General features: G+C 51.1%; 24 protein-coding genes and 3 tRNA genes. 13 read left to right on the top strand and 14 right to left on the bottom strand.

Annotation, left to right across the window (positions count from 1 at the left end; translation table 11 throughout):
• Window positions 1–192: 192 nt before the first annotated feature.
• From N7268_RS07465 to orn, 4 genes are all read right to left on the bottom strand, one after another.
• Window positions 193–268: transfer RNA gene (locus N7268_RS07465), tRNA-Gly, on the bottom strand.
• A gap of 35 nt (window positions 269–303) precedes the next feature.
• A tRNA-Gly gene (locus tag N7268_RS07460) sits at window positions 304–379 on the bottom strand.
• A 156-nt stretch (window positions 380–535) separates the two neighbouring features.
• Window positions 536–611: transfer RNA gene (locus tag N7268_RS07455), tRNA-Gly, on the bottom strand.
• 186 nt (window positions 612–797) lie between these two features.
• The gene (gene orn, locus N7268_RS07450) at window positions 798–1,343 is read right to left on the bottom strand and encodes an oligoribonuclease (RefSeq protein WP_260862328.1); all 546 of its coding nucleotides are present in this window, start codon (window positions 1,341–1,343) and stop codon (window positions 798–800) included.
• Window positions 1,344–1,449: 106 nt separating this feature from the next.
• Here orn and rsgA point away from each other — a divergent pair, with 106 nt between their 5' ends.
• The 3 genes from rsgA (at window position 1,450) to mscM (ending at window position 6,894) form a co-directional block, all read left to right on the top strand.
• Window positions 1,450–2,502 (top strand): small ribosomal subunit biogenesis GTPase RsgA, encoded by a 1,053-nt coding sequence (rsgA, locus tag N7268_RS07445; protein WP_198906768.1) that lies wholly within the window; start codon window positions 1,450–1,452, stop codon window positions 2,500–2,502.
• A 91-nt stretch (window positions 2,503–2,593) separates the two neighbouring features.
• The gene (asd, locus tag N7268_RS07440) at window positions 2,594–3,562 is read left to right on the top strand and encodes an archaetidylserine decarboxylase (RefSeq protein ID WP_260862326.1); all 969 of its coding nucleotides are present in this window, start codon (window positions 2,594–2,596) and stop codon (window positions 3,560–3,562) included.
• 17 nt (window positions 3,563–3,579) lie between these two features.
• Entirely contained in the window at window positions 3,580–6,894 is a 3,315-nt protein-coding gene (gene mscM / locus N7268_RS07435) for a miniconductance mechanosensitive channel MscM (protein WP_260862324.1), read from the top strand.
• A gap of 65 nt (window positions 6,895–6,959) precedes the next feature.
• On the opposite strand, the gene yjeM is transcribed toward mscM, so the two are convergent.
• Both yjeM and epmA read right to left on the bottom strand, forming a co-directional pair.
• The gene (gene yjeM, locus N7268_RS07430) at window positions 6,960–8,462 is read right to left on the bottom strand and encodes a glutamate/gamma-aminobutyrate family transporter YjeM (protein ID WP_260862323.1); all 1,503 of its coding nucleotides are present in this window, start codon (window positions 8,460–8,462) and stop codon (window positions 6,960–6,962) included.
• Between the two features lie 221 nt (window positions 8,463–8,683).
• Window positions 8,684–9,661 (bottom strand): elongation factor P--(R)-beta-lysine ligase, encoded by a 978-nt coding sequence (gene epmA / locus N7268_RS07425; protein ID WP_137384013.1) that lies wholly within the window; start codon window positions 9,659–9,661, stop codon window positions 8,684–8,686.
• A 324-nt stretch (window positions 9,662–9,985) separates the two neighbouring features.
• Between epmA and frdA the strand changes: the two genes are divergently transcribed.
• From frdA to N7268_RS07400, 5 genes are all read left to right on the top strand, one after another.
• The gene (frdA, locus tag N7268_RS07420; protein WP_260862321.1) at window positions 9,986–11,776 is read left to right on the top strand and encodes a fumarate reductase (quinol) flavoprotein subunit; all 1,791 of its coding nucleotides are present in this window, start codon (window positions 9,986–9,988) and stop codon (window positions 11,774–11,776) included.
• On the top strand, window positions 11,769–12,503 hold the full coding sequence (gene frdB / locus N7268_RS07415; protein ID WP_198906773.1) for a succinate dehydrogenase/fumarate reductase iron-sulfur subunit: 735 nt from the start codon (window positions 11,769–11,771) through the stop codon (window positions 12,501–12,503). The genes frdA and frdB overlap by 8 nt, the downstream gene beginning before the upstream one ends.
• A gap of 10 nt (window positions 12,504–12,513) precedes the next feature.
• A complete protein-coding gene (gene frdC / locus N7268_RS07410; protein ID WP_198906774.1) occupies window positions 12,514–12,909 on the top strand; it encodes a fumarate reductase subunit FrdC in 396 nt (131 codons plus the stop codon).
• Between the two features lie 10 nt (window positions 12,910–12,919).
• Window positions 12,920–13,276 (top strand): fumarate reductase subunit FrdD, encoded by a 357-nt coding sequence (gene frdD, locus N7268_RS07405; protein WP_003025535.1) that lies wholly within the window; start codon window positions 12,920–12,922, stop codon window positions 13,274–13,276.
• A gap of 107 nt (window positions 13,277–13,383) precedes the next feature.
• On the top strand, window positions 13,384–13,917 hold the full coding sequence (locus N7268_RS07400) for a lipocalin family protein (RefSeq protein ID WP_260862319.1): 534 nt from the start codon (window positions 13,384–13,386) through the stop codon (window positions 13,915–13,917).
• On the opposite strand, the gene sugE is transcribed toward N7268_RS07400, so the two are convergent.
• Entirely contained in the window at window positions 13,914–14,231 is a 318-nt protein-coding gene (sugE, locus tag N7268_RS07395; RefSeq protein WP_198906776.1) for a quaternary ammonium compound efflux SMR transporter SugE, read from the bottom strand. The two genes, N7268_RS07400 and sugE, sit on opposite strands and share 4 nt — an antisense overlap.
• Window positions 14,232–14,486: 255 nt before the next feature.
• On the opposite strand from sugE, the gene N7268_RS07390 reads away from it, so the two are divergent.
• The gene (locus N7268_RS07390) at window positions 14,487–15,086 is read left to right on the top strand and encodes a LuxR C-terminal-related transcriptional regulator (RefSeq protein WP_260862317.1); all 600 of its coding nucleotides are present in this window, start codon (window positions 14,487–14,489) and stop codon (window positions 15,084–15,086) included.
• Window positions 15,087–15,116: 30 nt separating this feature from the next.
• Here N7268_RS07390 and ecnB read toward each other — a convergent pair whose 3' ends face one another.
• The 3 genes from ecnB to efp form a co-directional block, all read right to left on the bottom strand.
• Window positions 15,117–15,263: a lipoprotein toxin entericidin B gene (gene ecnB / locus N7268_RS07385; RefSeq protein ID WP_003025482.1), complete on the bottom strand. Its 147-nt coding sequence runs from the start codon at window positions 15,261–15,263 to the stop codon at window positions 15,117–15,119.
• A gap of 107 nt (window positions 15,264–15,370) precedes the next feature.
• Complete coding sequence (locus tag N7268_RS07380; protein WP_260862316.1) at window positions 15,371–15,505, bottom strand: entericidin A/B family lipoprotein; 135 nt, start codon at window positions 15,503–15,505, stop codon at window positions 15,371–15,373.
• A 126-nt stretch (window positions 15,506–15,631) separates the two neighbouring features.
• Window positions 15,632–16,198, bottom strand: a complete 567-nt coding sequence (efp, locus tag N7268_RS07375; RefSeq protein ID WP_096758605.1) for an elongation factor P — start codon at window positions 16,196–16,198, stop codon at window positions 15,632–15,634.
• 40 nt (window positions 16,199–16,238) lie between these two features.
• On the opposite strand from efp, the gene epmB reads away from it, so the two are divergent.
• Both epmB and yjeJ read left to right on the top strand, forming a co-directional pair.
• Window positions 16,239–17,267 (top strand): EF-P beta-lysylation protein EpmB, encoded by a 1,029-nt coding sequence (epmB, locus tag N7268_RS07370; protein ID WP_260862315.1) that lies wholly within the window; start codon window positions 16,239–16,241, stop codon window positions 17,265–17,267.
• 181 nt (window positions 17,268–17,448) lie between these two features.
• The gene (yjeJ, locus tag N7268_RS07365) at window positions 17,449–18,312 is read left to right on the top strand and encodes a YjeJ family protein (protein ID WP_260862313.1); all 864 of its coding nucleotides are present in this window, start codon (window positions 17,449–17,451) and stop codon (window positions 18,310–18,312) included.
• A gap of 188 nt (window positions 18,313–18,500) precedes the next feature.
• On the opposite strand, the gene N7268_RS07360 is transcribed toward yjeJ, so the two are convergent.
• From N7268_RS07360 to N7268_RS07350, 3 genes are all read right to left on the bottom strand, one after another.
• A complete protein-coding gene (locus tag N7268_RS07360; protein WP_198906781.1) occupies window positions 18,501–18,854 on the bottom strand; it encodes a DUF4156 domain-containing protein in 354 nt (117 codons plus the stop codon).
• Between the two features lie 133 nt (window positions 18,855–18,987).
• On the bottom strand, window positions 18,988–20,634 hold the full coding sequence (groL, locus tag N7268_RS07355) for a chaperonin GroEL (RefSeq protein ID WP_260862312.1): 1,647 nt from the start codon (window positions 20,632–20,634) through the stop codon (window positions 18,988–18,990).
• 43 nt (window positions 20,635–20,677) lie between these two features.
• Entirely contained in the window at window positions 20,678–20,971 is a 294-nt protein-coding gene (locus tag N7268_RS07350; RefSeq protein ID WP_198906783.1) for a co-chaperone GroES, read from the bottom strand.
• 275 nt (window positions 20,972–21,246) lie between these two features.
• On the opposite strand from N7268_RS07350, the gene yjeH reads away from it, so the two are divergent.
• Entirely contained in the window at window positions 21,247–22,512 is a 1,266-nt protein-coding gene (gene yjeH / locus N7268_RS07345; RefSeq protein WP_260862311.1) for an L-methionine/branched-chain amino acid transporter, read from the top strand.
• Between the two features lie 63 nt (window positions 22,513–22,575).
• Here the strand turns inward: yjeH and N7268_RS07340 are convergent, their stop codons facing one another.
• Entirely contained in the window at window positions 22,576–23,055 is a 480-nt protein-coding gene (locus N7268_RS07340) for an FxsA family protein (protein ID WP_005120978.1), read from the bottom strand.
• Between the two features lie 336 nt (window positions 23,056–23,391).
• Between N7268_RS07340 and aspA the strand changes: the two genes are divergently transcribed.
• Complete coding sequence (aspA, locus tag N7268_RS07335) at window positions 23,392–24,828, top strand: aspartate ammonia-lyase (protein ID WP_260862310.1); 1,437 nt, start codon at window positions 23,392–23,394, stop codon at window positions 24,826–24,828.
• The last annotated feature ends 82 nt before the right edge of the window (window positions 24,829–24,910 follow it).

Here is a 24,910-nt window from a genome sequence, read left to right as displayed (position 1 = left end):
CAATTTGAAATGATAATTAATGTTATAAATTCAACAAATTACAGAGATATTATTCACCCAGCTAAGTTTTTAGCCTTTCAGAATTAATACCCGAACCTGTGGATAAGTCTGTTTACAGAAGTGTGTCAGAGACAACGAAAAACAGCCCCAACGCGATTATTCGTTGTGGATATGTTTATTGAGATAAGAATTTGGAGCGGGAAACGAGACTCGAACTCGCGACCCCGACCTTGGCAAGGTCGTGCTCTACCAACTGAGCTATTCCCGCTTGGGTGGTGCGTATTTTGCAATACTTTCAAATTTTGGAGCGGGAAACGAGACTCGAACTCGCGACCCCGACCTTGGCAAGGTCGTGCTCTACCAACTGAGCTATTCCCGCTTAATCTTCGTCTTTCGAACCACTACTGCGTTGGCTGCCTTCATTCACCTTAGTCACTTACTTCAGTAAGCTCCCAAGGACTTATTCAGTTGCCGCCTTGTCGCAATTCGAAATCCTGCGATTGGGTGGTGCGTATTTTACAATACTTTCAAATTTTGGAGCGGGAAACGAGACTCGAACTCGCGACCCCGACCTTGGCAAGGTCGTGCTCTACCAACTGAGCTATTCCCGCAAATTTGTTGCTGTCGTAATTCGCATTTCTGCGTCGTTACGGGAGGCGCATTATACGAGAAATCCGTTTAGCTGCAACCCCCCTGAATACGATTTTTTTGAAAATTCGTTCAAGTGATTACTTTGCAATCAAGCTGAACAATTTAACGTCAAAAAACCGGTTAAGCAAGCGTGCCAGGCCTCAAAATCAAAGCTTAATAAAATGCTCACGATAATAAGCAAGCTCAGCAACCGACTCACGAATATCGTCCATCGCCTGATGTGTTCCCTGTTTGGTGAAGCCATCAAGGATCTCTGGCTTCCAGCGACGCGCCAGTTCTTTCAGTGTGCTGACGTCCAGATAACGATAATGGAAATAGGCTTCCAGTTCCGGCATGTATTTAAACAGGAAACGACGATCCTGACCGATGCTGTTACCGCAAATCGGCGATTTCCCTTGCGGAACCCACTCTTTTAAAAATGCTAACGTCGCCAGTTCTGCTTCGCGATCGCCCATCGCACTTGCCTTCACGCGATCCACCAGCCCACTACCTGTATGCGTGCGTACGTTCCAGTCATCCATTAATGCCAGTTGTTCGTCAGACTGATGGACGGCAATCGTCGGTCCTTCCGCCAGAATGTTCAGGTTGGCATCAGTCACCAGCGTAGCGATCTCAATGATGCGATCGCGCTCGGGATCCAGACCTGTCATCTCCAGATCGATCCAAATCAGGTTGTTTTCATTGGCACTCATGCTATTTTCCACCCTTCAGAGGTCACATTCAGTGTGACTATATTCATCTAAAATTGTGTGTATCATAGATGTTTTGCCCACAATGGGCGACCAGGAGCCAGTACGATTGAGTAAAAATAAACTCTCCAAAGGCCAGCAGCGCCGCGTGAACGCCAATCACCAGCGTCGTCTTAAAACGTCCACGGAGAAGCCTGACTACGACGACAACCTGTTTGGTGAGACTGCTGAAGGCATTGTTATCAGCCGTTTTGGCATGCATGCCGACGTGGAATCTGCTGACGGTGAAATTCACCGCTGCAATATCCGTCGAACAATTCGCTCGCTGGTAACCGGTGACCGTGTGGTCTGGCGTCCGGGTAAAACAGCAGCCGAAGGGGTCAATGTTAAAGGTATCGTTGAAGCGGTACATGAGCGTACCTCAGTACTCACGCGTCCCGATTTTTACGACGGCGTTAAGCCTATTGCGGCCAACATTGACCAAATCGTTATCGTTTCTGCCATCTTACCCGAGCTGTCGCTCAATATTATCGACCGGTATCTGGTAGCCTGCGAAACGTTACACGTCGAACCGATTATCGTACTGAATAAAATCGACCTGCTGGATGCCGAAGGTATGGCCTTCGTTAACGAGCAGATGGATATCTATCGCAATATTGGCTATCGCGTACTGATGGTATCAAGCCGGACTAAAGATGGTCTGCAGCCGCTTGAAGAGGCGTTAACTGACCGTATCAGTATTTTTGCCGGCCAGTCGGGTGTAGGGAAATCCAGCCTGCTTAACAACCTGCTTGGACTGCAGGAAGAGATCCTGACCAACGATGTTTCCGATAATTCAGGTCTTGGACAACATACCACTACCGCTTCTCGCCTGTACCACTTCCCGCACGGCGGTGATGTCATCGACTCCCCAGGGGTGCGCGAGTTTGGTCTGTGGCATCTGGAACCGGAACAAATCACGCTCGGCTTTGTCGAATTCCATGATTACCTGGGTCATTGCAAATACCGCGACTGCAAACACGACACGGATCCAGGCTGCGCCATCCGTGAGGCGGTTGAAAAAGGTGTCATCGCTGAAACCCGGTTTGAGAATTATCACCGTATCCTGGAAAGCATGGCGCAAGTAAAAACGCGTAAAAACTTTTCTGATACAGATAACTGACAACTAAGCTAAGCATCGCTAGAATCGTCCCCTTTTTTCAGGATCCGGCCCCTGTGTCGGATCAGGAACAAATTATGGCCTGGAGGCTACCTTGTTAAACTCATTTAAGCTTTCGCTACAATACATTCTGCCGAAACTATGGCTCACTCGCCTGGCGGGTTGGGGTGCGAGCAAACGAGCGGGATGGTTAACAAAACTGGTTATCGATCTGTTCGTGAAGTATTACAAGGTCGATATGACAGAGGCGCAAAAGCCGGATACCGCCAGCTATCGCACCTTTAACGATTTCTTCGTTCGCCCACTGCGTGACGATGCCCGCCCGATTAATACCGATCCTAACGTTCTGGTGATGCCTGCAGATGGCGTCATTAACCAGCTCGGTAACATCGAAGAAGATAAACTTATGCAGGCCAAAGGGCATAGCTATAGCCTTGAAGCGCTGCTGGCTGGCAACTACCAGATGGCAGACAAGTTCCGTAACGGGACATTTGTCACAACGTACCTTTCACCGCGTGACTACCACCGCGTGCACATGCCGTGTAACGGTATCCTTCGGGAAATGCTGTATGTGCCAGGCGACCTCTTCTCCGTCAATATCCTGACCGCGCAAAACGTACCCAACCTGTTTGCCCGTAACGAACGCGTGATTTGCCTGTTTGATACCGAATTTGGCCCGATGGTCCAGATTCTGGTTGGCGCAACTATCGTTGGTAGCATTGAAACCGTATGGGCTGGCACGATTACGCCACCGCGTGAAGGGGTGATCAAACGCTGGACATGGCCTGAAGGCGAAAGCGAAGGGTCAGTCGCGTTATTAAAAGGCCAGGAGATGGGTCGCTTTAAGCTTGGTTCCACCGTTATCAACCTGTTTGCGCCGGGTAAAGTCAATCTTGTCGAGCAGTTACAGGATCTTTCAGTGACCAAAATCGGCCAGCCAATGGCTATCTCCACCGAAACTTTCGTGACGCCAGAGGCTGAACCAGCCCCGCTGCCGCCAGAAGAGATCGTAGCGGAACACGACGCCAGCCCGCTGGTTGATGATAAAAAAGACGAAAGCTAACCATAGGAATCGCTGCTGTGCGCCTGATTATCACTTTTCTGATGGCCTGGTGCCTCAGCCTGGGGGCGTACGCTGCGACGGCCCCCGATGCCAAACAACTTACCCAGGAACTGGAGCAGGCAAAAGCGGCGAAACCCGCTCAGCCCGAAGTCGTTGAGGCGCTCCAGTCCGCGCTGAATGCTCTTGAGGAGCGCAAAGGCTCCCTTGAGCGTGCTGAGCAATATCAGCAGGTTATCGATAACTTCCCCAAGCTGTCTGCGACATTACGTGCACAGCTTAACAACCTGCGCGACGAACCGCGCACGGTGCCAACCGGTCTTTCCACTGATGCGCTAAACCAGGAGATCCTCCAGGTCAGCAGTCAATTGCTGGAAAAAAGCCGCCAGGCTCAACAAGAGCAGGATCGCGCCCGGGAGATTGCCGATTCATTAAGTCAGCTTCCTCAACAGCAAACCGATGCCCGTCGCCAGCTCAATGACATTGAACGACGTCTGGGAACGGCCAACGGAAACGTAGCGCTCAATCAAGCGATGCAGGCTGAGTCAGCCAAACTCAAAGCTCAGGTCGATGAACTGGAGCTGGCGCAACTTTCTGCAAATAACCGCCAGGAGCTGGCGCGTATGCGCTCTGAGCTGGCAGAAAAACAGAGCCAACAACTTGATGCCTACCTGCAGGGGTTACGTAATCAACTTAACAGCCAGCGCCAGCGTGAAGCTGAACGGGCGCTGGAAAGCACCGAACTGCTGGCGGAAAACAGTGCCGGACTGCCGGAAGGCATTGTCGATCAGTTCAAAGTTAACCGGGAGCTATCGCAAGCCTTAAACCAGCAAGCGCAACGCATGGACCTGGTGGCCTCTCAACAACGTCAGGCCACCAGCCAAACGTTGCAGGTACGCCAGGCGTTAAACACGCTGCGGGAGCAGTCACAGTGGCTTGGCGCCTCGAATATGCTGGGCGAGGCTCTGCGCGCGCAAGTCTCGCGTCTGCCAGAAATGCCCAAGCCTCAGCAATTAGATACGGAAATGGCGCAGCTTCGCGTACACCGAATGCGCTATGAAGATCTGCTGAACAAACAGCCACAGTTGCGTCAGATCCATCAGGCAGATGGCCAACCGCTTACCGCTGAGCAGAATCGTATTCTCAACGCACAGCTGCGTACTCAGCGAGAGCTGCTGAACTCCCTGTTGCAGGGCGGCGATACGCTGATCCTCGAATTGACCAAGCTGAAAGTCTCCAATAGCCAACTGGAAGACGCGCTGAAAGAAGTCAACGAGGCCACTCACCGCTATCTGTTCTGGACCTCTGACGTCAGCCCCATCTCACTCTCCTGGCCCGTTGATTTAGTCCAGGATCTACGGCGTCTTATCTCATTAGACACGTTTAATCAGCTTGGTAAAGCCAGCATTATGATGCTGACCAGCAAGGAAACATTGCTGCCGCTTTTCGCTGCGCTGGTGCTGGTTGGGTTTAGCCTCTACTCGCGCAAACACTTCACCCGTTTTCTCGAGCGCTCGTCAGCCCGGGTTGGCAAAGTGACCCAGGATCACTTCTGGCTGACGCTACGCACGGTGTTCTGGTCAATACTTGTCGCCTCGCCACTGCCGGTACTGTGGGCAACGTTGGGTTACGGATTGCAGGAAGCGTGGCCCTATCCGCTGGCCGTTGCGATAGGCGATGGCGTCACCGCCACGGTGCCGATGCTATGGGTAGTGATGATTTGCGCCACTTTCGCCCGCCCTAACGGTCTGTTCATTGCCCACTTTGGCTGGCCGCGGAACCGTGTTGCCAAGGCCATGCATTATTACCTGATGAGTATCGGGCTGATTGTCCCGCTCATCATGGCGGTGATCATGTTTGATAATCTCAATGATCGGGAATTCTCCGCGTCATTGGGACGCCTGTGCTTTATTTTGATTTGTGGTGCCCTGGCGCTTGTCACCCTGAGTCTGAAACGCGCGGGTATACCGCTGTATCTCGATAAAGAAGGTAATGGCGATAACATGGTCAACAGCATGCTGTGGAATATGCTGATGGGCGCACCGCTCATTGCCATTCTCGCCGCTGCCGTGGGGTATCTGGCGACAGCGCAGGCACTGCTGGCGCGTCTGGAAACGTCCGTCGCCATCTGGTTCTTGTTGCTGGTGATTTATCACGTCATCCGCCGCTGGATGTTGATCCAGCGGCGCCGCCTGGCATTCGATCGCGCAAAACACCGACGAGCAGAGATGCTGGCGCAGCGCGCACGTGGCGAAGAAGAACCGCCGCATTCAACCAGCCTTGAAGGGGCGATTGATGTGGATGAAAGCGAAGTGGATCTTGATGCGATCAGTGCGCAATCGCTGCGTCTGGTGCGTTCTATCCTGATGCTCATCGCCCTGCTTTCGGTCATCGTGCTGTGGTCAGAAATTCACTCCGCCTTTGGCTTCCTGGAAAATATCTCGTTGTGGGATGTCACCTCCACGGTGCAGGGCGTAGAAAGCCTGGAGCCAATTACGCTGGGTGCGGTGCTGATTGCGATACTGGTGTTCATCATCACCACTCAGTTGGTACGTAACCTCCCCGCCTTGCTGGAGTTGGCGCTGCTACAGCATCTGGATTTAACCCCCGGCACCGGTTACGCCATCACCACGATTACCAAGTATTTGCTGATGTTGATAGGTGGTCTGGTGGGCTTCTCAATGATTGGTATTGAGTGGTCTAAACTGCAATGGCTGGTCGCGGCCCTTGGTGTGGGGCTGGGCTTTGGTTTACAGGAGATTTTCGCCAACTTTATCTCTGGCCTGATTATCCTGTTTGAAAAGCCCATTCGTATTGGCGACACGGTGACGATTCGCGATCTCACCGGTAGCGTGACGAAAATTAATACCCGCGCCACGACAATCAGCGACTGGGACCGTAAAGAGATCATCGTGCCCAACAAAGCGTTTATTACCGAGCAGTTTATCAACTGGTCGCTGTCCGACTCTGTCACTCGCGTGGTGTTAACTATCCCGGCACCGTCAGAGGCTAACAGCGAGGAAGTCACGCAAATCTTGTTAACGGCCGCACAGCGCTGTTCTCTGGTTATCGATACGCCAGCCCCCGAAGTCTTTCTGGTTGACCTGCAACAGGGGATTCAGATCTTTGAGCTGCGTATCTATGCGGCTGAGATGGGTCACCGCATGCCGTTACGCCATGAGATCCACCAGTTGATTCTGGCAGGGTTCCGTGAACACGGTATTGATATGCCATTCCCACCGTTCCAGATGCGTCTGGAGAGTCTGGGCGGCAAGCAAACGGGGAGAACGTTAAGTTCTGCGGGCAGAGGCGCTCGCCCGGCGGGAAGTTTGTAAGCGTCAATGATGCCATCTGGCCTACGAAGGACGATGTCTCTTGTAGGCCGGGTACGGCAAGAAGATTACTCCGTCGCCCACTGTGGCTGATTAGCCATACGGCGGCTGTAGTTCTGATAAATCGCCATTGCCAGCAGTGAGAAGAATACCGGTCCACCGGTCATCCACAACGCGCTGTTCCAGTCTCCGGCTTCAATCACCGGTTGGATGATGGTGAACACGTTCGCGAATGTCACCACCAGCACCACCACACCGGTTGCCAGCAACGTGGCGGCTCTGGTTTTAAAAATCACAAATGGCCTTTCCAGACCCGCGCAGGATTTAAAGAAAGGGAATGCCAGCGCAAGGAACAGATATGGCAACGTCATCGATACGTTCGCCATCAGCGTCAGTTTGTTATAAAACGCGGAAGCCGTATCGCCACCAAACGAAACCAACAGAATAAACAAGCTTACCAGCAGGCATTGCATCCACATTGCCGTCGCCGGCATACCCACGCCATTCAGTTTCGTCATGGGGGCAGGCCACAGCGCCTTCGGCGTCCCCTGAATAATCGCTTTCAATGGCGAGTAACTGAGTGTGAAAAAAGCGCCAGTATAAGCAAGGAACATAGAGAGCCCGGTAATACGCGCAAACCATACGCCCATCGTCAGTGAGGTCTCAGGAGAAAGGTTAAGCGCATTACCCAGCGTCATGCCCAGGCTTTTCATCAGGATATAGGTAATATTCCCGAGGTTAACCGAACTATTGCTTAATACCTGCTGCCAGTTGGTACTCACACCCCATAAAAATATCGCCAGTGAATAACCGACTGAAATCACAATCGCGGCAAAGACAATACCTTTAGCAAAGTTCTTTTCCGGTTTTTCAGTTTTATCGACCAGACCGCCAACGGCCTCAATTCCACCATAGGCAAAAATGGCAAAGACAACAAATGACAACATGGCCAGGCCGGACTGATATCCCGGATTAGGTGAGGAGACAAAATTAATATCCTGCGCAAAGTGTCCACCCGTTAATAACAAAATAGCGACACTCACTAACAACAGAACCAAATTAAGACACATTACAGCAATACCACCGACAGCCGTAATACGCGCAATTTTATTGATCCCTCGGGAGGCCACACAGGTGACCAGGATCATCCAGCCCACCGCGAGCAGCCCGACAACCTGAGTGGGCTCAAGCCCCGCGATACGCCAGTGCTGCGTCATGTCAGCGCCAAACAGAAAGGTGGAAAAAGGCACCCAAACTTTTGCCGCTGTACTGACCATCCAAATCACATAGGAAGAGAACCACATAAATGTGCCGATAAAAGCATAGCGTGGGCCAACGCTATTATTCATCCATGAATATATCCCGCCTTCTTCTTTTCGATACGCAGATCCCATTTCGGCCATCATCAAGGCAAATGGAATAAAGAATAATAATGCAGAAAATATATACCACGGAATAGCGCTATAACCCATTAAATAGAAAGCGGAAGGACTATTTGCAAATCCGAAAACTGACGTAAATATCATTAGGATGAGACCTATCAGGCTCATCTTTTTAATTGTTTGGGTCATTAAACCATCCCTTACTCTGGAACGCCTGAGTGAAGCCGCGTCCACATGTTTACGCTGTCCTTCATACGAAGGTCAGCCATTAGAAAATCGACACAGAATTGATACCTGAATAATGACAAATATCCAGACTTAAATTGTGACTATAAAAATGAAAGTGAAAAAAAACGCTACAAAATGGCGCATTTTGCGCCATTTATCTTACTGAGATGTGATTTTCAGATTTACGCCCGATCGACGGTAAACGCGATAACATCTGCCAGGCTATCGGCGCCCAGCGCCAGCATCACCAGACGATCAACCCCCAACGCCACACCCGAGCAATCCGGCATACCGACTTTCAGCGCTTCAAGCAGATTATTGTCGATAGGCTGCTGCGGTAAACCACGAGCGGCACGTTTACGGTTATCCTGTTCAAAGCGTTGCTGCTGCTCACGGGCATCCGTCAATTCATGGAAACCATTCGCCAGCTCAATACCTTTGTAATAGACCTCAAACCGCTCAGCAACGCGGTGATCTTCCGTACTGATTTGCGCCAGTGACGCCTGGCTGGCTGGAAAGTGATACACAAACGTCGGTTTATCTTTACCGATGTGCGGTTCAACGCCCATCGTAAACAGCAGTTGTAGCAAGGTATCCCGGTCTTCTTCGGTATCGGCAATATTGCTGAGATCCAGTTTGGCCGCCACTTCGCGCAGTTGGGTTTTATCCGCAGACAGTGGGTCGATCTCCAGATGACGCTGGAAGGCCTGCTGATAAGAGAGGCTTTCCGCAGGCGAGCAGTCCAGCACTTGCTGGAGCAGATCATCGACTTCATTCATCAGGCGATACATGTCGTAGTGAGGGCGATACCACTCAAGCATGGTGAATTCAGGGTTATGGTGACGCCCCATCTCTTCATTACGAAAGCTTCTGCAAAGCTGGTATACCGGGCCACACCCAGCCACCAACAGGCGCTTCATATGGTATTCCGGGCTGGTCATTAAATAGAGGTTCATCCCCTGGGAATGTCCAGGGCCAACGAAACGCGTTTCGAACGGGAACAAATGGATGTCCGTTACCGTCGCCTGACTCATGCAAGGTGTCTCAACCTCAAGCACTCCACGATCGGCAAAAAAGCGGCGTATTTCCGCTATAATTGCTGCACGTTTTAACAGATTGGGGATGGACGCGCTCGGCTGCCAGGTTGCCGTTTCGCTCATGGTTGTATCTCCGATTAAAGACAAGGGCACGAAGTCTACTCGTAACGCGTAAGCGAGACAAATTTCACGAGGGAATAATAAACACGGGCTGGCGGGTAAAAAAAGTAACTCGGGGTGGTTTAGTAATTAAATTAATCAAATTCAATGATAATTCCCCCCTGTGATACGCTAAAAAAATCGAACACGTCAAATTTCCCTCCCATCCCTAAGACTATACTATTGTACCTATAAAGGAGCAGTGGAAACGTATTCATAACCTGCTTGAATCAGATTAAGCATCCGATTTCGGGCGGGAATGAAATAACAACAATCTGGAGGAATGTCGTGCAAACCTTTCAAGCCGATCTTGCCATTATAGGCGCCGGTGGCGCGGGATTACGTGCTGCAATTGCTGCTGCGCAAGCAAATCCCAACGCTAAAATCGCACTGATCTCAAAAGTGTACCCAATGCGCAGCCACACCGTTGCTGCCGAAGGCGGCTCTGCTGCTGTCGCGCAGGATCATGACAGCTTTGACTACCATTTTCACGATACGGTAGCGGGCGGAGACTGGCTGTGTGAGCAGGATGTCGTGGATTACTTTGTCCACCACTGCCCAACTGAAATGACGCAACTGGAACAATGGGGTTGCCCATGGAGCCGTCGTGAAGACGGTAGCGTCAACGTACGTCGCTTCGGCGGCATGAAAATTGAGCGTACCTGGTTTGCCGCGGATAAAACCGGCTTCCACATGCTGCATACGCTGTTCCAAACTTCTTTGCAGTTCCCGCAAATTCAGCGTTTTGACGAACATTTCGTTCTCGATATCCTGGTTGATGACGGTCATGCTCGCGGCCTGGTCGCAATGAACATGATGGAAGGCACCCTGGTGCAAATCCGTGCTAACGCGGTCGTGATGGCAACGGGCGGCGCTGGCCGTGTATACCGTTACAACACCAACGGCGGCATCGTAACCGGTGACGGTATGGGCATGGCGCTGAGCCACGGCGTTCCACTGCGTGATATGGAATTCGTTCAGTATCACCCAACCGGCCTGCCAGGTTCCGGTATCCTGATGACCGAAGGCTGCCGTGGTGAAGGCGGTATTCTGGTCAACAAGAATGGCTACCGTTATCTGCAAGACTACGGCATGGGCCCGGAAACACCGCTGGGCGAGCCGAAGAACAAATACATGGAACTGGGTCCGCGCGACAAAGTTTCTCAGGCTTTCTGGCACGAATGGCGCAAAGGCAACACCATCTCCACTCCGCGTGGCGATGTCGTTCACCTCGACCTGCGTCACCTCGGCGAGAAAAAACTGCTCGAACGCTTACCGTTCATCTGCGAACTGGCGAAAGCCTACGTGGGTGTCGATCCGGTTAAAGAGCCGATCCCAGTACGTCCGACTGCGCACTACACCATGGGCGGTATCGAAACCGATCAGAACTGCGAAACCCGCATTAAAGGTCTGTTCGCTGTCGGTGAATGTTCGTCTGTTGGCCTGCATGGTGCTAACCGTCTGGGTTCTAACTCTCTGGCAGAACTGGTCGTCTTTGGTCGCCTGGCGGGTGAACAAGCGATGGAGCGTGCTGCGACCACGGGTACAGCTAACGACGCTGCGCTCGAAGCACAGGCTGCTGGCGTTGAAAAACGTCTGAAAGATCTGGTTAACCAGGACGGTAATGAAAACTGGTCTAAGATCCGCGACGAAATGGGTCTGTCTATGGAAGAAGGTTGCGGTATCTACCGTACGCCGGAACTCATGCAGAAAACCGTTGATAAGTTGGCTGAACTGCAGGAACGCTTCAAGCGCGTCCGCATCACGGATAACTCCAGCGTCTTCAACACCGACCTGCTGTACACCATCGAACTGGGTCACGGTCTGAACGTTGCTGAATGTATGGCGCACTCCGCTCTGGCACGTAAAGAATCCCGCGGCGCGCATCAGCGTCTGGATGAAGGCTGCACCGAGCGTGATGACGTGAACTTCCTCAAACATACCCTCGCCTTCCGCGATGCTGATGGCACCACTCGCCTGGATTACAGCGACGTGAAAATCACCACTCTGCCACCTGCTAAACGTGTGTACGGTGGCGAAGCGGAAGCAGCCGATAAAAAGGAGAAGGCGAATGGCTGAGATGAAAAACCTGAAAGTTGAGGTGGTGCGCTATAACCCGGAAACCGATACCGCGCCGCACAGTGCTTTCTATGAAGTTCCTTATGATGAAACAACGTCATTACTCGATGCGTTGAACTACATCAAAGACAACCTGGCACCCGACCTGAGCTACCGCTGGTCCTGCCGTATGGCTATCTGCGGCTCCTGCGGCATGATGGTCAACAACGTGCCGAAACTGGCGTGCAAAACCTTCCTGCGTGATTACACCAGTGGCATGAAGGTTGAAGCACTGGGTAACTTCCCGATTGAACGCGATCTGGTCGTCGATATGACGCACTTTATCGAAAGCCTGGAAGCTATCAAGCCGTACATCATTGGTAATCCGCGTACACCGGATCAGGGTCCAAACACCCAGACCCCAGCGCAGATGGCGAAGTATCATCAGTTCTCCGGTTGCATCAACTGTGGTCTGTGCTACGCCGCGTGCCCGCAGTTCGGCCTGAACCCTGAGTTCATTGGACCGGCTGCGATTACGCTGGCGCATCGTTATAACGAAGATAGCCGCGACCACGGTAAGAAGGAGCGTATGGCTCAGTTGAACAGCCCGAACGGCGTTTGGTCCTGTACTTTCGTGGGCTATTGCTCCGAAGTATGTCCGAAACACGTCGATCCGGCTGCGGCCATCCAGCAGGGTAAAGTGGAAAGTTCAAAAGACTTTCTTATCGCTACCCTGAAACCACGCTAAGGAGTGCACGATGACGACTAAACGCAAAGCCTATGTGCGGCCAATGACGTCCACCTGGTGGAAAAAGCTGCCATTTTATCGTTTTTACATGCTGCGCGAAGGCACGGCAGTTCCGGCAGTCTGGTTCAGTATTGAACTGATTTTCGGTCTGTTTGCGCTTAAGCATGGCGCTGAATCCTGGATGGGCTTCGTCGCCTTTTTGCAAAACCCGGTGGTGGTGATCCTGAACATTATCGCCCTGGCTGCAGCGCTGCTGCATACCAAAACCTGGTTTGAGCTGGCGCCAAAAGCAGCCAACATCATCGTAAAAGACGAAAAAATGGGGCCAGAGCCGATCATCAAAGGTCTCTGGGCAGTTACTGTGGTTGCGACAGTAGTCATACTGTTTGTTGCCCTGTTCTGGTAAGGAGTCCGGAATGATTAATCCAAATCCAAAACGCTCTGACGAACCCGTATTCTGGGGCCTGTTTGGTGCAGGCGGTATGTGGAGCGCAATCATTGCGCCAGTGATGATCCTGCTGGTAGGTATTATGCTGCCGCTGGGCTTTGTTCCTGATGCTTTCAGCTATGAACGCGTACTGGCATTCGCTCAGAGCTTCATCGGACGTGCGTTTCTGTTCCTGATGATCGTTCTGCCGCTGTGGTGCGGTTTACACCGTATGCACCACGCGATGCATGACCTGAAAATCCACGTGCCTGCTGGCAAATGGGTATTCTACGGTCTGGCAGCGATCCTGACCGTTGTTACCGCGATTGGTATCCTCACGATCTAATCGAAGCGCCCTCTTATCATCAGGTAAGAGGGCGTTTTTTTCTCGTCCCCTTCCCCTTATTTCCCCATCAGGTTCTACACTTAGGAAAAACCTCTAAGGAAATACCTATGCGCTTGCTGCCCGTCGTTGCTGCCGTTACGGCTGCGTTTCTGGTTGTCGCTTGCAGCTCTCCCACGCCGCCCAAAGGAGTTACCGTTGTAAATAACTTTGATGCGAAACGCTACCTCGGAACCTGGTATGAAATCGCGCGCTTCGACCATCGCTTTGAACAAGGGCTGGACAAAGTCACCGCGACTTACAGCATGCGCGATGACGGTGGTATCAACGTGATCAACAAAGGTTACAACCCGGACAGAAGCATGTGGCAAAAAACGGAAGGCAAAGCCTATTTTACGGGTGATCCTTCACGGGCCGCGCTAAAAGTCTCGTTCTTCGGCCCCTTCTATGGCGGGTATAACGTGATTGCGCTCGATCGAGATTATCGCCATGCGCTGGTCTGCGGCCCGGATCGTGACTATCTGTGGATACTTTCACGGACACCGACGATTTCAGATGAAATGAAACAGCAGATGCTGGCAATCGCGACCCGACAAGGTTTCGAAGTGAACAAACTGATTTGGGTAAAACAGCCTGGCGCTTAATGGGTGCTGAGCTTCAGACCAATAATGCCGGCAACAATCAGCCCCAGGCTCAGCAGACGTGCCGGGCTGGCTGATTCCCCCAGTAGCACGATACCGGTGATGGCCGCACCAACAGCGCCAATGCCGGTCCAGACCGCGTAGGCCGTCCCAACCGGTAGTGATTTCATCGACCAGGAGAGCATGGCGACGCTGGCAACCATTGCCACAACGGTGATGATGCTCGGCATCAGGCGGGTAAAACCGTGGGTATATTTCAGGCCAATGGCCCATACAACTTCGAGCAGACCAGCAATCAGTAAAACAATCCAGGACATGTCAGGCTCCAGAATAGTGGGGCCGTCCCCGATGAAAGAAGCGTTTGCAGGTCGTCCTGCAAAGCAATGTGTGAAAAAGCATTTTTACCCTGCAGAAAATCAATTTCAACCTTTTTATTAGCTGTCTACTTAAAGCAAGAATTAAGCGCAATTAGCAGCGTAGTTCCCGCATTTGGCTCACATTAGATTTATCTATGATGAAGTGCTTTCTGAAGTCAGGAAGCCGTTTGCCCCTCTTCTGAATGCGACAGGTTTATGCTTAAAATTTTAGTGATTGATCGATGCCACTTTACCCGCACAGGAATAGAGGCTTTGCTCAATCATTCCGGGACGTTCAACGCTTCATTTCTGGTATCAGGAATGAATAATCTCCTGCTGGCAAAAGAGCATATTTTGCAGTGGAAACCCCATCTGGTTATCGCGGACTTATACAGTTTTCTCAGCGATCCTCGCGCCAGCACACCCATCGCCCCTTTTTTTATGAGTTGTAACACCATCCCCCTGATTCTGCTGCAATCAGGAGAGCGCGAGCATATACCCGCCTACGACCGCCAGTACACAGTCCATTCGGTATTATCCAAACGCACTGCGCTAAACGAACTCTCGGACATCATTCAGGATGCGCTGCGCATTCGCGCCACACTGGATACACAAAAAAGTGTCACGCCGCTGCTCACGCCGCAAGAGGAGAAAGTACTGTCACTGTGGATGGATGGTATGGGAAACAAGGCAATAGCCGCTGCACTCGGTATTCATAGCAAAACGGCCTACACCTATAAACGGAATATCCGGATGAAACTGCATTTAGGCAACCGATTCTCACCATTTCTGTCACTACCGGAAAACAAGAATTAACGGTACGACATGGCGCCGTACCGTTCAGGGTTATTGCTGAGCTTTTGTCGCTGCGCCAGAAATGGCACTACCGCCTTCAGAAATATCCTGCCCGACGCCTCGCGTGGTATTACACGCGGTTAATACGGAAGAAAGTACCAACACAGAAAAGATCGCAGCAATTGTCTTCTTAACCATAACGTCTTCCTTTTCTAGCCAATATTGTTTGTGTATAGCTACTTAATGATAGACAAGATCCGGAAGGATGACGGATAAACGCGCGTTTTTAAGACAATATGAGAAGATTAGCTGGCTGCGTGAGAGATTGAACTACCAAGGTGTTTGATATCTTCGCCGAAGCCGCGAGCGGTATTACAGCCCGTCAGAAGCGTGCTGGAGAAAAAGATTACCATTACAAGACCGAGAAGACGTTTCATCATTCCTGCCCTGGAAAAAGTCGGGTGCAGTGATCTGCACTCATCATCAAAAATTCAAAATCATTCATGCTGCGTCGAAGCGACCAGTCAAAAAGGCCTGCAAAGAAGCAGCATGAAGGATGAAGTGTATTACTTAACGCGGGAAACGTATTCGCCTGAACGCGTATCCACTTTAATCACTTCGCCAATCTGTACGAACAGCGGAACTTTAACTACTGCGCCAGTGGAAAGCGTTGCCGGCTTGCCGCCAGTACCTGCGGTGTCGCCTTTCAGACCTGGATCAGTTTCAACGATTTCCAGCTCAACGAAGTTCGGCGGAGTCACGGAGATCGGCTGACCATTCCACAGGGTCACGATGCACTCAGCCTGGTCCAGCAGCCATTTAGCGCTATCACCGACTGCTTTCGCGTCAGCTGCAAGCTGTTCGAAAGTGGAGTTGTTCATGAAATGGTAGAACTCACCATCGTTGTACAGGTAAGTCAGGTTCATATCGACAACATCTGCGCCTTCTGCAGAGTCGGTGGACTTGAAGGTTTTCTCTACACGAGTACCGGTCAGCAGACGACGCAGCTTAACGCGCGCGAAAGCCTGGCCTTTGCCCGGTTTAACGAATTCACTGGCTTCAACCGCATAAGGTTCGCCGTCCATCATGATTTTAAGACCGGCGCGAAAATCGTTGCTATAGTAAGTTGCCATAAGGCCCTCTGAAATTGTTAACTGGTAGCTAAGCCACAAAATGGCGCATATTGTAACCCTAAACACCCCATCCAGAGAAGATTGGTTAGTACAACTTGCCGATGTTCTCACCGATCCGGATGAACTATTACGTCTTTTGAATATAGACGCTGATGAAAATTTGCTCGCAGGGCGCGAGGCAAAACGTCTTTTTGCCCTCCGCGTGCCGCGCTCATTTATCGCGCGTATGGAAAAAGGCAACCCTAACGATCCTCTGTTGCGTCAGGTTCTTACCTCACAGGATGAATTTGTCGCCGCGCCCGGATTCTCTACCGACCCGCTGGAAGAACAACACAGCGTTGTGCCGGGATTGCTGCATAAATACCGTAATCGGGCGTTACTGTTGGTAAAAGGTGGATGCGCGGTAAACTGCCGCTACTGTTTCCGCCGCCATTTCCCTTATGCAGAAAATCAAGGGAATAAACGCAACTGGCAGGTCGCGTTAGATTACATCGCTGCGCATCCTGAACTTGATGAGATCATCTTCTCCGGTGGCGATCCGTTAATGGCCAAGGATCATGAGCTGGCGTGGTTACTCACACAACTGGAAGCCATCCCGCATATCAAACGTCTGCGAATTCACAGTCGCCTGCCGATTGTGATTCCTGCACGTATTACGGATGGGCTGACAACCCGCTTCGAGCAATCGCGCCTGCAAGTTTTGCTGGTGAACCATATTAATCACGCCAACGAAATCGATGAGACATTTCGTCAGGCGATGGCAACGCTGCGTAAAGCAGGCGTCACGCTACTCAACCAAAGCGTGTTGCTGCGTGGTGTCAACGATAATGCGCAAACGCTGGCTGCTCTCAGCAATGCATTGTTTGATGCGGGAGTGATGCCTTATTACCTGCATGTGCTGGATAAAGTGCAGGGAGCCGCCCACTTTATGGTCAGCGACGACGAAGCACGTCAAATCATGCGTGAGTTATTAACGCTGGTTTCAGGTTATATGGTGCCCAAACTGGCACGTGAGATCGGCGGAGAGCCAAGTAAAACACCGCTGGATTTACAATTACGTCAACAATAACACGTAATGGGTGTCCGAAATCGGACACCCATTGCTAAATTTTATGATTTAATTCCATTCGGGTAGAGCCTCACTTTTAATCTATGCTATTTTAACAAGCGCTTATAAATGTGCATTTTTAAAATATATGGCACAATCCAAAATTATCATTCTAATTAATATATGGTTAGGGAGAACCGTGATGCCTATTAGTATTAAGGGAATTAATACAGGTGTTATTCGCCAGAAAAATGAATTTATTGCACTGGCCTTAAAGATAAAAGAAACGGGTAACAAAGAATCACTTTTTTTCCTGTCTCCGCTGGGTTTGCGAGACCTGTTTATCGCACTGGAGAGCAGGCTATATGCGAAATCTCTGCTTCGCGACGATGAACGTCAGCACTATGAAAAAGCCTGTGCCAGGGCCAGTAAGAAAATGCACGAGAACATCCCCTTAATTCAGGAAGGTGAGTTAAAAAACGCAGATATTAACCGTCGCATCAATTCACTCATACTTATCAATGATAAAGGCGAGCACTTAACGCTATCTCTGACATTACATGATGGACAAACATGCGAGTTATTGATTAATGAATTGCAAATTAATGTTCTGACACATGCAATAATTCATGCCATCAACAATGCAGGCATGCGTGAATTAGCGCTACGTATTACGTCACTGCTGGATTTTTTGCCTCTGTACGATGTGGATTGCCAGAAAAACGACAATCTGGAATATGATTCCTACGAGCAACCCGAGTGGAAACAGCATTTATTTAATCATTATCTGGCCGTGCTTTATCGCTACGAGGATGAAACGGGCAACACTCAGTTTTGTGGTTCCGTAGTGAAAACCCGCACACCTTCAGGCAGTAAAGAGGTGAAGGCGATTTCACGTCGATTGCTCGACTTCAGCCCCAGACTGAAAAAGCTGGTCGGCGCACCGTGCCAGGTATTTGTCAGAACGTTAACGGACGATAAAACGCAGAAGCTCACCCAGGAACAGTGCCTGCGCGCATTACATCATTTACGCGTTCAGTCCATGAAGAAAGCTAAGAATGCCTGATGTGGTTAGCGCAGTGCTGGACACTCGCTCATTCAATCTGCATCGCGGTGGCAAATGAGGCATACCGTCGTCAGGAACGAATGAGAGACTGAGACGTCTCTCATCAATCCCCAGGAGCATAGAGGACTACGTGACTGGGGGTTTCACCGCACAGCCAACGGAAAGGCAGGTTGAATGATGAAGTGCACTCAGTTCGGGCACTTATAAACCTGGCCGTTCATCTCACTGGCCGTTGGGACAAAGCTGGACAGCATCCCCTGCGACGGGCTGCTGACGCCATAAATCACGTTACCGCCCATCGCTGCAGCCTGGTTACGCAGATCGTTCGCCGCACCGCGCATAGAACCGCCCTCTTCACCATGCTGACCAGAAAGCCAGTTGCTCTGCTTACCCGTTGCAGTACCAATCAGTTGGCACTCAGCGCCTGGCTTCTCTTCTACAAAGCGTACGCTCTGCCCGGCTGAACTCAGTTCGTTGCTGGAGCTACAACCCGCCATCAGTAGCGCGGCACCAACGATCCCTGCTAAATATTTCACGTGCATGTTATTCCCCATAATCAATGAGCTGGACCTTTTGTCCGTAGCTGAATCATATACTAAAAAGATGACCAAAAGAAAAACCCCCAGACATTTCTGCCTGGGGGTTTTCAATTCTGAGAGGTTCAGAACAACATGATTACATCATGCCGCCCATTCCACCCATACCGCCCATACCACCAGCAGCACCTAAGTCAGGAGCGTCGCCTTTCGGCAGGTCGGTAACCATGCACTCGGTGGTGATCATCAGACCCGCAACAGAAGCCGCGTACTGCAGAGCAGAACGGGTTACTTTGGTCGGATCCAGGATACCCATGTCGATCATGTTGCCGTATTCTTCAGTTGCAGCGTTGTAACCGTAGTTACCGTCACCTGCTTTCACAGTGTTAGCCACAACAGATGGCTCTTCACCGCAGTTCAGGACGATCTGACGCAGCGGAGCTTCCATTGCGCGCAGTGCAACTTTGATACCCACGTTCTGGTCTTCGTTCTGACCACGCAGATCGCTCAGTTTAGACGCAACGCGAATCAGCGCTACACCACCACCAGCAACCACGCCTTCTTCTACCGCAGCACGGGTCGCGTGCAGGGCATCTTCAACGCGTGCTTTCTTCTCTTTCATTTCAACTTCAGTCGCAGCACCCACTTTGATAACCGCAACACCGCCTGCCAGTTTCGCTACGCGCTCCTGCAGTTTTTCACGGTCGTAGTCGGAAGTTGCTTCTTCGATCTGCTGACGAATCTGAGTCACACGACCCTGAATTGCCGCTTCTTCACCCACGCCATCGATGATGGTGGTGGTGTCTTTGTTGATCACAACGCGTTTAGCCTGACCCAGGTCTTCCAGGGTCGCTTTTTCCAGCTCCATACCGATCTCTTCAGAGATAACGGTACCGCCAGTCAGTGTCGCGATGTCCTGCAGCATAGCTTTACGACGGTCGCCGAAGCCCGGAGCTTTCACCGCAGCCACTTTAACGATGCCACGCATGGTGTTAACCACCAGGGTCGCCAGCGCTTCGCCTTCAACATCTTCAGCGATGATCAGCAGCGGTTTGCCTGCTTTAGCAACGGCTTCCAGAACCGGCAGCATTTCACGGATGTTGGAGATTTTCTTATCAGCCAGCAGGATGAACGGGCTTTCCAGTTCTACTGCGCCAGTTTCCGGCTTGTTGATGAAGTAAGGAGACAGGTAGCCACGGTCGAACTGCATACCTTCAACCACGTCCAGTTCGTCCTGCAGACCGGTACCGTCTTCAACGGTGATCACGCCTTCTTTACCGACTTTATCCATCGCTTCTGCGATCAGTTTACCTACGGTTTCGTCGGAGTTAGCAGAGATGGTACCAACCTGAGCAATCGCTTTAGAGTCGGAGCAAGGTACAGACAGTGCTTTCAGTTCTTCAACCGCAGCAGCAACAGCTTTGTCGATACCACGTTTCAGATCCATCGGGTTCATGCCCGCAGCAACGGCTTTCAGACCTTCAGTGATGATGGACTGAGCCAGAACGGTCGCGGTGGTGGTACCGTCGCCTGCAGCGTCGTTCGCTTTAGAGGCAACTTCTTTCACCATCTGTGCGCCCATGTTTTCGAACTTGTCTTCCAGTTCGATTTCACGTGCTACGGAAACACCATCTTTGGTGATGGTCGGTGCACCGAAAGATTTATCCAGAACTACGTTACGGCCTTTCGGACCGAGGGTAACTTTCACTGCATCTGCCAGTACGTTCACGCCGCGCAGCATTTTCACACGAGCGTCGTTACCGAATTTTACGTCTTTAGCTGCCATTTTCTCTTTCCCTTAAATTCGTATGTTCAGTGTCGTTCGCGGATTACGCTTCAACAATCGCCAGAATGTCGCTTTCAGACATGATCAACACGTCTTCATTGTCGATCTTCTCAGATTTAACACCGTAGCCATCGTTGAAAATAACGATATCGCCGACTTTCACGTCCAGCGGCTGTACGGTACCGTTGTCCAGGATGCGACCCTTACCGACAGCGATGATTTCGCCACGAGTTGATTTACCCGCTGCAGAACCGGTCAGTACGATGCCGCCAGCAGATTTGGATTCAACTTCTTTACGTTTAACGATCACGCGATCATGTAACGGACGAATACTCATTGATAGCTCTCCTTTGAGAAAGTCTTTATCAGTTATGGGTGACGCCGGCCCGTAAACGGTTTCCCGGCTAGTGACCAGAGAGATGGGGATGGGGATTTGTGCCTTCAAGGGGGCAAGCGAAAAAAATTTTTTCTCAGGAGAAAATCCCGCCAAAACACCGACGCGCCTCACATTTCATAACGATTTCAGTCACGTCGTCATAAGCAAATCCGATTGTGATAACATCGAAAATCTGCGCAGTTGCCTGACTATCGGGTGTAACCGGATAACGACTCATGAGTGGACTGAAACAAGAACTGGGGCTGGCTCAGGGCGTTGGCCTGTTATCGACATCATTACTCGGGACAGGTGTTTTCGCCGTCCCCGCACTGGCCGCGCTTGTCGCGGGCAATAATAGCCTGTGGGCATGGCCGGCACTGATTGTTTTAGTCTTCCCCGTCGCGATTGTTTTTGCTGTGCTTGGTCGCCATTTCCCCAGTGCGGGAGGCGTGGCACATTTTGTCGGGATGGCCTTTGGCTCACGTCTTGAGCGCGTCACCGGATGGCTATTTTTATCCGTCATTCCCGTGGGGCTGCCCGCAGCATTACACATTGCCGCAGGATTTGGTCAGGCCATGTTTGGCTGGCATGGCTGGCAACTGTTGCTGGCAGAATTCGGTACGCTGGTATTGGTTTGGTACATTGGCTCCCGCGGCGCCAGCTCCAGCGCTAACCTGCAAACAGTGATTGCCGGGCTGATTGTTGCCTTGATTGTCGCCATCTGGTGGGCGGGCAAGCTGAAGCCTGGCGAAATCCCTTTCCCTGCCGTGCACGATATTGAACTTCCGGGTTTGTTCGCAGCACTGTCGGTGATGTTCTGGTGTTTCGTCGGCCTTGAAGCGTTTGCGCACCTGGCGTCCGAATTCAAAAACCCGAAGCGCGATTTCCCGCGCGCGCTGATGATCGGCCTGTTGCTGGCAGGGTCCGTCTACTGGGCATGTACGGTCGTCGTATTGCATTTTGAGGCCTACGGCGAAACGATGGCCGCGGCGGCCTCACTGCCCGAGATTGTGGTGAAACTGTTCGGCGTTCAGGCGCTGTGGGTGGCCTGTGTGATCGGTTATCTGGCCTGTTTTGCCAGTCTCAACATCTATATACAGAGTTTTGCGCGGCTGGTGTGGTCTCAAGCGCAACACAACCCGGGGCATTACCTGGCTCAACTCTCCTCACGCCATATCCCGCGTAACGCGTTAAACGCTGTGTTGGGCTGCTGCGTGGTGAGCACGCTGTGTATCTATGCTTTAGAAATCAATCTTGATGCGCTCATCGTCTATGCCAACGGCATCTTTATTATGATCTATCTGCTGTGCATGCTGGCCGGGTGTCGTCTGCTGAAAGGGCGTTATCGCGCGCTAGCCGTTGTCGGCGGCGTACTGTGTCTGTTGTTGCTGGCGATGGTTGGCTGGAAGAGCCTGTATGCGTTGATGATGCTGGCAGGGTTATGGATGTTTTTACCGAAACGAAAAATGGCTGAAAACCCTATGTCGGCCGGTAAGCGTTAGCGCTATGTGGCGAAAGTGCCCAGTAACGCGATGGCTTACCGGGCCTTAAAATCGACAAAGTCATTAGTCGCGGCGATCGTCATCCTTATGATCGAGGCGGTTACGATCATCGTCTTTACGCTGGAACTCACCGTCAAACGTATCGCCGCCACCGGTTCCGGCACTAAAACCACCGCCCGGCATACGCGAAAAACGCAGATGCGGCAGCAGTTTCATCGTCAGGTGCTTCTGCACCGGAGGTAATAAAAGAAGAAGGCCAAGGAAATCAGTGAAGAAGCCGGGCAGCACCAGCAACAAACCGGCGATGATCAGCGACACGCTCTTAATCATCTCAGCCGCAGGGCTTTCACCTGCCGCCATTTTCTGTTGCATCAACAAAAAATTCTTAAATCCCTGGTTGCGTACCAGAGACATCCCGATGACCGACGTAAAGATCACCAGAATCAGAGTCATCAGGACGCCAAGCACATGGGCAACCTGGATAAAGATAGATATCTCAATGTATACATAGAGAAAAATGGCAAGTAATGGTATCCAGCGCAAAGGGCTCTCCTGTTGAAAACAGCCGTTTTCGCAACGCCTGTTCAAAAAATGTGTGACCTGCATCACTCTGATGTTGAGGCAATTAGCAAAATTTCAAGCTGGTTGTACACTGATATTTGGTATTAATCCTAAAGTAGTGATCTATTTCACAGAATAATAAATAAGGGGTAAATTCCACGTTTTAAGTGATCCAGATTACGGTAGAAATCCTGAACCAGCATATGATCTCGGGTATCAGACCGATGCAGGGGATAATCGTCGGTCGGAAAACAATCGAAATCACATATATCCTGTGTGTTAAGTAAAATCATTGGCAGCTTGAAAAAGAAGGTTCACATGTTAAACAACATTCGTATCGAAGAAGATTTGTTGGGTACCAGGGAAGTTCCAGCGGACGCCTACTACGGTGTTCACACTCTGAGAGCGATTGAAAACTTCTACATTAGCAACAACAAAATCAGTGATATTCCTGAATTTGTTCGCGGTATGGTAATGGTGAAAAAGGCAGCGGCCCTGGCCAACAAAGAGCTGCAAACCATTCCTAAGAGTGTGGCAAATGCCATCATCGCGGCGTGTGATGAAGTCCTGAATAACGGAAAATGCATGGATCAGTTCCCGGTAGACGTATACCAGGGCGGTGCAGGTACCTCCGTCAACATGAATACCAACGAAGTGCTGGCCAATATCGGTCTGGAACTGATGGGTCACCAGAAAGGTGAATATCAGTACCTGAACCCGAACGACCACGTCAACAAATGTCAGTCCACCAACGACGCTTACCCGACTGGTTTCCGTATCGCTGTGTACGCATCTATCATTAAACTGATTGATGCTCTGAACCAGCTGCGCGAAGGCTTCGAGCAGAAAGCGGTTGAATTCCAGGACATCCTGAAAATGGGTCGTACCCAGCTGCAGGATGCTGTACCGATGACCCTCGGTCAGGAATTCCGTGCTTTCAGCGTACTGTTGAAAGAAGAAGTGAAAAACATTGGCCGTACCGCTGAACTGCTGCTGGAAGTTAACCTCGGCGCAACAGCTATCGGTACCGGTCTGAACACACCAAAAGAATACTCTCCGCTGGCAGTGCAAAAACTGGCTGAAGTTACCGGTTTTGCCTGTGTACCGGCTGAAGACCTGATTGAAGCGACCTCTGACTGCGGCGCATACGTTATGGTGCACGGTGCACTGAAACGTCTGGCTGTGAAAATGTCCAAAATCTGTAACGACCTGCGTTTGCTCTCCTCTGGCCCACGTGCCGGTCTGAACGAGATCAACCTGCCGGAACTGCAGGCGGGTTCTTCCATCATGCCAGCAAAAGTTAACCCGGTTATCCCGGAAGTCGTAAACCAGGTGTGCTTCAAAGTCATCGGTAACGACATCACCGTCACCATGGCGTCTGAAGCAGGTCAGCTGCAGCTGAACGTAATGGAACCGGTAATCGGCCAGGCAATGTTCGAATCTATCCACATTCTGAGCAATGCTTGCTACAACCTGCTGGAAAAATGCGTAAGCGGCATCACTGCTAACAAAGAAGTGTGTGAAGCGTTCGTATTCAACTCCATCGGTATCGTCACTTACCTGAACCCGTTCATTGGTCACCACAACGGTGATATCGTCGGTAAGATTTGTGCTGAAACCGGTAAGAGCGTACGTGAAGTTGTCCTGGAGCGCGGTCTGTTGACCGAGTCTGAACTGGACGATATCTTCTCTGCACAGAACCTGATGCACCCTGCTTATAAAGCAAAACGTTATACTGATGAAAGCGAACAGTAATCGTGTAGGGTAGTACCAGAGAAGGCACGTCATGATGACGTGCCTTTTTTCTTGCTCGAAGTTACTTTAAAACAACAATTTA

This window comes from Citrobacter sp. Marseille-Q6884, from assembly GCF_945906775.1.
Lineage (GTDB): Bacteria > Pseudomonadota > Gammaproteobacteria > Enterobacterales > Enterobacteriaceae > Citrobacter.
Note: the sequence above shows the minus strand (reverse complement) of the source record. Positions and strands in the feature narration are given on the sequence as shown.